Genomic DNA, 4,315 nt, shown 5'->3' with positions numbered 1-4,315 from the left:
ACTTGGCGATAGTTTCCCTGATGTAAAGATTTTGCTTACTGGCTACCAAGTAATAGCTCAAGGTCTTGATTTACCGAAAAATGCCGAGGTAGTAAATAATGTAAGACAATTAATGGAATTTGCCGAAGGTTAATAATAATCGTCCACAGTCGGCAGTCCATAGTGAAGTAAAGTATATTCAATAGTAATGTCATAAAAAAAACGGCTCGATTTTCTGAAAATCGAGCCGCTTTTTTATTTGTTCATTGCGAGATAATTTGTAGCATATCTCAGAGATTTGCCACAAATGTTTTACACAATCTCCTTACGCTTTCCTTTCGTAAAAGTGTAAATCAAAACGCCTATTCCGAGCAATACGGCAGGAATACTCAAGATTTGCCCCATATTCAATGCCATTTTATCTTCAAAAGCTTCTTGGTTTTCTTTCAAGAATTCGTAGCAGAATCTAAGACCAAAGCACCAAATCAAGAAGATTCCGAGCAACAATCCACGAGGGGTTTGTGCCTTATATTTATTCCAAAGGAAAAACAAAACACCGAACAGCACTAAGCAAGAAAGAGCTTCGTATAATTGTGCTGGGTGGCGAGCAAATCCTTCGGGTGTCATTACAAGGTTTCCATCGGGCGACATACTGAAAAGATTAAATCTAAACGCCCACGGCAGATTACTTTCTTTTCCCACAATCTCGTGGTTCATTAGATTTCCCATACGAATGAAAAAACCCGCTAAGGCTACCGTAATCACTACACGGTCGGCCACCCATAAGAAAGGTTGGTCTTTGTGGCTGCGAGCGTAGAGAATCAAAGCTGTTACGATTCCGACCAAAGCACCGTGACTTGCCAAACCTTGATAAGGTGGCGTAATCATATCTATCAGGAATGTTCCTGGGTTTTTCAGAAAATCATCAAATTCATAGAAAAAATAATGTCCAAATCTTGCTCCAATGACGGTAGCTACTATCATTACGAATAGAAGTGTATCAAGGTCTTTTTCGGATTTGCCTTCTTTTCTGAAAACATTGAGCATAATTTGGTAGCCCAACAAAAAGCCCGAAGCAAACAAAAGTCCGTACCAGCGTAATTCAAAACTACCAAGTTTTGCTATAATCGGATTGACGTTCCAAGGAATTTCTAAAAGAGTCATTTATAATTGGGTTTGAAATTTCCTCAAAAATATGAGTTTTCTCTGAGAGGTTGCGTAATTTTGTGACAGATTGTTTAAAAATGTTGTTAGTGGTAAGTGTTAATGTAGAATTAAGAATGTATAATGCAGAATGTATAGTGTTGATTATTAGCAAATTATACAATTGACACTGTGACTTTTGTCTCTTTTATAAATCGTAGATTTAGTGATAAATCTAAAAAACAAACAAGTATTACTCATCTTCTATCCATATTATTCCCCCATCGGGGGGCAGGGGGCTTATGAAAATAAACATCGGTATCATTGGTGGGGCTGGCTACACAGGTGGCGAATTGCTCCGTATTTTGCTCAATCACCCACAGGTAAATATTAGTTTCGTTAATTCGAAAAGCCAAGCAGGAAAACCTGTTTATTCAACGCATACAGATTTGATAGGCGAAACCGACTTGCTTTTTACCGACCAAATGCCTTTCGACGAAGTTCAAGCAATTTTTCTTTGCTCGGGCCACAACGAATCGAAAAAGTTTTTAACAGAAAATACGATTCCCGAAAGCCTCAAAATCATTGACCTAAGCACCGACTTCCGTGACCAAAGTAATGGTTTTGTCTATGGTTTGCCCGAATTGCAGCGAGATTTGATAAAAACAGCTACCAAAATTGCGAATCCGGGTTGTTTTGCTACAAGTATTGAGCTGGCTTTATTGCCTTTGGCCAATGCTGGGTTATTGAATGAAGATGTACATGTGAGTGCCGTAACGGGTAGCACGGGAGCAGGACAATCTCTTTCGGCAACTACGCATTTTAGTTGGAGAAACAATAATATCTCTATCTACAAAGCATTTACGCACCAACACCTGAAAGAAATCAATCAAAGCCTTAAAACTTTGCAACCTGCTTTTGGCAAAGCTGTAAACTTTATTCCTTATCGTGGAAACTTCAGCCGAGGCATCATGGCGAATGTTTATACCAAGTTTGCTGGTACAATAGAAGAAGCCAAAGAATTGTATAAGAATTATTATGCTTCGCACCCGTTTACGCACTTGAGCGAAGCGGCCGAAATAGATTTAAAACAGGTTGTAAATACCAATAAGTGTATTTTGCATCTCGAAAAACACGATGATAACTTATTGATTACAAGCATCATTGATAACCTAACCAAAGGAGCTTCTGGCCAAGCAGTACAAAATCTAAATCTTGTTTTTGGATTAGAAGAAACAACCGGATTGAAATTAAAATCGGTTGGGTTTTGATAAGTTTTTTCCTTTTCGTTGCCTTCGACTCCGCTCAGGCAACGAAAAGTTTTAATTTTTAATCTTCATAAAATTTCCTTTCTACAATATTCCGCCATATTTTTTGTTATAAAACTGCCATAAAAGGTTAAATTTGTAGGTCTAAAAAATAAAATGCTGATAATCAGACACTAAAATCTTGACATATTGTCAGATTTTTACCTTTGGTTAGGTATTTGTTAACAGTAAAACTTCATAAAAAGAGAATTAACGAACAAGAAATATAAAATGCTTAATTTTTTAACAAAAGGTATCAGCCAGATTTTCGGTACGAAGTCTGATAAAGATAACAAAGAGTTACAACCCTACGTAAAACTCACCAACGAAGAATTCGTGAAACTTGCGAGCCTTTCGCACGATGAATTTAGAGCTAAGACTAAAGAACTTCAAGACTATATTGCTCAGAAACTTTCGCACATCGACCAACAGATTGACGCCCTCAAAGAAGGAATCGACAATAATCCTGATATGCAGGTTGACGAAAAAGAGGTTAGTTTCAAGAAAATTGATGCCTTGAAATTGGAGCGAAACAAAGAGTTGGAGGTTGTTTTGTTAGAAATTCTTCCGAAAGCCTTTGCTATCGTTAAAGAAACAGCTCGTCGTTTCTCCGAAAACTCTGAAATCGCCGTTACGGCTACTCACCTCGACCGTGAGTTGGCCATGAGAAAGTCGCATATCACGATTGAAGGCGATAAAGCAATTTGGAAAAACCAATGGGTAGCGGCAGGAAATTTGATGACTTGGAACATGGTGCATTACGATGTTCAGATTATCGGTGGTGCGGCACTTCACAAAGGCAAAATTTCTGAAATGGCTACGGGTGAAGGTAAAACATTGGTGGCTACTTTCCCTGCATTCTTGAATGCCTTGGCAGGAAAAGGCGTACATATCGTAACGGTCAATGATTACTTGGCTCGTCGTGACTCTGAGTGGATGGGGCCAATTTTTGAGTTTAACGGCATTACTTGTGAGTGTATAGATAAATATCCTGCCAACTCGGCCGCTCGTCGTGCTGCGTATCGTGCGGGAATTTGTTACGGAACAAACAACGAATTTGGTTTCGATTATCTACGTGACAACATGGTAAACGACCCAGAAGAACTCGTACAGCGTGAACACCACTACGCAATGGTCGATGAGGTTGACTCAGTTTTGATTGATGATGCTCGTACACCATTGATTATCAGTGGCCCGATGGCTCGCACGGGTGACGAAGAATTGTTTATTTCTTTAAAACCACGTATTCAGAGAATTGTAGAAGCACAAAAAGCATTGACTAATGGCTACTTAAATGAAGCTAAAAAGTTGATTGCTGCTGGAAACAAAAAAGATGGTGGCTTGGCTTTATTCCGTGCGTACCGTGGTTTACCGAAAAACAAACCATTGATTAAGTACCTTTCGGAGTTCGGAATGAAAGCGATGTTGCAAGAAACCGAAGCAATCTACTTGGCAGAAAACCAAAAATTAATGCCAGAAGCCGATGCTCCGCTTTATTTCACTATCGATGAAAAAAATAACTCAATTGAGCTAACCGATAAAGGAATTGATTTCTTGACAGGCGAAAGCGAAGACCATAATTTCTTCGTAATGCCAGATTTAGGTGTTGATTTGGCGGCTATCGCAAAATCTGACCTAAATGAGCAAGAAAAAATCTTGAAAAAAGATGAGTTAATTCGTGATTACTCAACCAAAGCCGAGCGTATCCACGCCGTTAACCAATTATTAAAAGCCTATACTTTATTTGAAAAAGACGTCGAATACGTTGTGATTGATAATAAAGTAATGATTGTTGATGAGCAGACTGGTCGTATCATGGATGGTCGTCGTTGGTCAGATGGTTTGCACCAAGCTGTTGAAGCAAAAGAAAACGTAAAAGTTGAAGA

General features: G+C 38.8%; 2 protein-coding genes and 1 pseudogene. 2 read left to right on the top strand and 1 reads right to left on the bottom strand.

Annotation, left to right across the window (positions count from 1 at the left end):
* Positions 1–291: 291 nt before the first annotated feature.
* Positions 292–1,143, bottom strand: coding sequence for a prolipoprotein diacylglyceryl transferase (gene lgt, locus ACOVO2_RS19760; RefSeq protein WP_421771632.1), 852 nt, complete (start codon positions 1,141–1,143; stop codon positions 292–294).
* A 281-nt stretch (positions 1,144–1,424) separates the two neighbouring features.
* On the opposite strand from lgt, the gene argC reads away from it, so the two are divergent.
* Both argC and secA read left to right on the top strand, forming a co-directional pair.
* Positions 1,425–2,393, top strand: coding sequence for an N-acetyl-gamma-glutamyl-phosphate reductase (argC, locus tag ACOVO2_RS19755; RefSeq protein ID WP_421771631.1), 969 nt, complete (start codon positions 1,425–1,427; stop codon positions 2,391–2,393).
* Positions 2,394–2,660: 267 nt separating this feature from the next.
* Positions 2,661–4,315 (top strand): annotated as a pseudogene (secA, locus tag ACOVO2_RS19750) (preprotein translocase subunit SecA); the annotation flags it as partial.

The organism is Emticicia sp., from assembly GCF_049241225.1.
In the GTDB taxonomy this organism is placed as follows: domain Bacteria; phylum Bacteroidota; class Bacteroidia; order Cytophagales; family Spirosomataceae; genus Emticicia.
Note: the sequence above shows the minus strand (reverse complement) of the source record. Positions and strands in the feature narration are given on the sequence as shown.